Genomic DNA, 2,204 nt, shown 5'->3' with positions numbered 1-2,204 from the left:
CCCCAACCCGCCCACGACGCAAACCGCGGGGGTCCGGGGCGAGCCCCGGACCCCCGCGGTTTGCGTCGTGGGCGGGTTGGGGAGGGCGCGTTGCCGGCTCGGCGGCCTTCGGCCTTCTCGCTGGGGTGGATAGGGTGCCGCTATGAGTGATGCCGAGACTCTCTTCGAACGGATCGTTGGTGGGGAGATCCCTGCTGATGTCGTCTATCAGGATGAGACCACCTTTGCCTTCCGGGATATTCGGCCGCAAGCTCGGGTTCACGTGCTCGTCGTGCCTCGGAAGCGGTACCGGAACGTTGCCGAGCTCGCCGCCGGGGATCCGCAGCTGCTGAGTGATGTGGTTGCTACCGCTCGTAAGGTTGCGGAGCTTGAAGGCATCCTCGAGAGTGGGTACCGGGTCGTCTTCAACACCGATGAAGATGCCGGTCAGACCGTCTTCCACGTCCACGCCCACGTTCTGGGCGGGGAGCCGCTGGGACTCTTCGGGGCTCCGGACGAGGACTAGGGAAACCGGCCTGCGTCCTGTCGGTGGGTGCCAGTAGCATCGGTGGGGTCCGTTCTCCCTCACCGAGAAAGCAGGCCTGAGGCCACGTGGCCGGAACCGTACCGGGTGGTGCCGCCCGACCCGACGTCCCCGGGGACGTCGCCAAGACCGAGGATGCCTCCGTCCAGGCCGCGCAGTCCCGGTTTCCCATTCCCGACGCCGCCGCGTTGAGCCTGCTCGGCTCCCGCGACGAGAACCTGCGCGTCGCCGAGGAGCTCCTGGCCGCGGACGTGCACGTCCGCGGCAACGAGGTCACCCTGACCGGCACGCCCGCCGACGTGGCGTTCGCCGAGCGCGTCTTCGCCGAGCTCGTGCAGCTCGCCACCGGCGGCCAGCAGGTCGGGCCCGACACCGTCCGGCGCACCATCGGCATGCTCTCCACCGGCGACGCCTCGCCGGCCGAGGTGCTCAGCCTCAACATCGTCTCCCGGCGCGGGAAGACCATCCGGCCCAAGACGCTGAACCAGAAGCGGTACGTCGACGCCATCGACAAGCACACCGTCGTCTTCGGCATCGGCCCCGCCGGCACCGGCAAGACCTACCTCGCCATGGCGAAGGCCGTCCAGGCCCTGCAGGCCAAGCAGGTCACCCGCATCGTGCTGACCCGCCCGGCCGTCGAAGCCGGCGAGCGCCTCGGCTACCTGCCCGGCACCCTGAACGAGAAGATCGACCCCTACCTGCGGCCGCTCTACGACGCGCTGCACGACATGGTCGAGCCCGAGTCCATCCCGCGGCTCATGCAGGCCGGCACCATCGAGATCGCGCCGCTCGCCTACATGCGCGGCCGCACGCTCAACGACGCCTTCATCATCCTCGACGAGGCCCAGAACACCACGCCCGAGCAGATGAAGATGTTCCTCACCCGGCTCGGGTTCGGGTCCAAGATCGTCGTCACCGGCGACATCACCCAGGTCGACCTGCCCAGCGGGCAGCGCAGCGGCCTGCGCGTCGTGCGCGACATCCTGACCGGCGTCGAGGACCTCCACTTCGCCGAGCTGACCAGCCAGGACGTCGTCCGGCACCGGCTCGTCGCGAGCATCGTCGACGCCTACGAGAAATGGCAGGCCGTGCAGGACGCCCAGCAGACCGACGGCTGGAAGGGCAACCGGCGTTGAGCATCGAGATCGCCAACGAGTCCGGCGTCAACGTCGACGAGACGTCCATCGTCTCCGCCGCCCGCTACGCCCTCGACAAGATGGAGGTCAGCCCGCTCGCCGAGCTGTCCATCCTCCTCGTCACCCTCGACGTCATGGAAGACCTGCACGAACGCTGGATGGACCTCCCGGGCCCCACCGACGTCATGGCCTTCCCGATGGACGAGCTCGACTCCTCCCGCCGCCCCGACGCGCCCGACGCGTCACCGGCGCTGCTCGGGGACATCGTGCTCTGCCCGGCGTTCGCGAAGGACCAGGCCAAGACGGCGGGCCACGCCCTGATCGACGAGCTGCACCTGCTCACCGTGCACGGCTGCCTCCACCTCCTCGGCTACGACCACGCCGAACCGGCCGAGGAACGCGAGATGTTCGCGCTCCAGAAGCGCATCCTCGGCGAGTACCAGGAGGCCGTCGCCGCCCTGGAGAAGCGGGACGCCCAGCGCAACACCGACGACCGCGTCCTCGGGATCGCCGGCCTCGACACCCCCGCCGCCCCGGCCGCCCCC

General features: G+C 69.5%; 3 protein-coding genes. All 3 read left to right on the top strand.

Features of this window, described 5'->3' with window-relative positions; all coding sequences use genetic code 11:
- The first annotated feature begins 142 nt into the window (after positions 1-142).
- Positions 143-505: a histidine triad nucleotide-binding protein gene (locus tag CCN39_RS45135; protein WP_086853031.1), complete on the top strand. Its 363-nt coding sequence runs from the start codon at positions 143-145 to the stop codon at positions 503-505.
- An 86-nt stretch (positions 506-591) separates the two neighbouring features.
- Positions 592-1,659 (top strand): PhoH family protein, encoded by a 1,068-nt coding sequence (locus tag CCN39_RS45130; RefSeq protein ID WP_086853029.1) that lies wholly within the window; start codon positions 592-594, stop codon positions 1,657-1,659.
- Positions 1,656-2,204: rRNA maturation RNase YbeY (gene ybeY / locus CCN39_RS45125; RefSeq protein ID WP_143264409.1), on the top strand; the 549-nt coding region annotated here is incomplete at its 3' end. The genes CCN39_RS45130 and ybeY, both read left to right, overlap by 4 nt.

This window comes from Amycolatopsis kentuckyensis (genome assembly GCF_002155975.1).
Taxonomy (GTDB): domain Bacteria; phylum Actinomycetota; class Actinomycetes; order Mycobacteriales; family Pseudonocardiaceae; genus Amycolatopsis; species Amycolatopsis kentuckyensis.
The sequence above is the reverse complement of the archived record's forward strand: the minus strand, read 5'-3'. Positions and strand labels throughout refer to the sequence as shown.

What these genes read in the sequence shown, in the direction of transcription:
- CCN39_RS45135 (WP_086853031.1), top strand. Translation starts at nt 143, where the DNA reads ATGAGTGATGCCGAGACTCTCTTCGAACGGATCGTTGGTGGGGAGATC.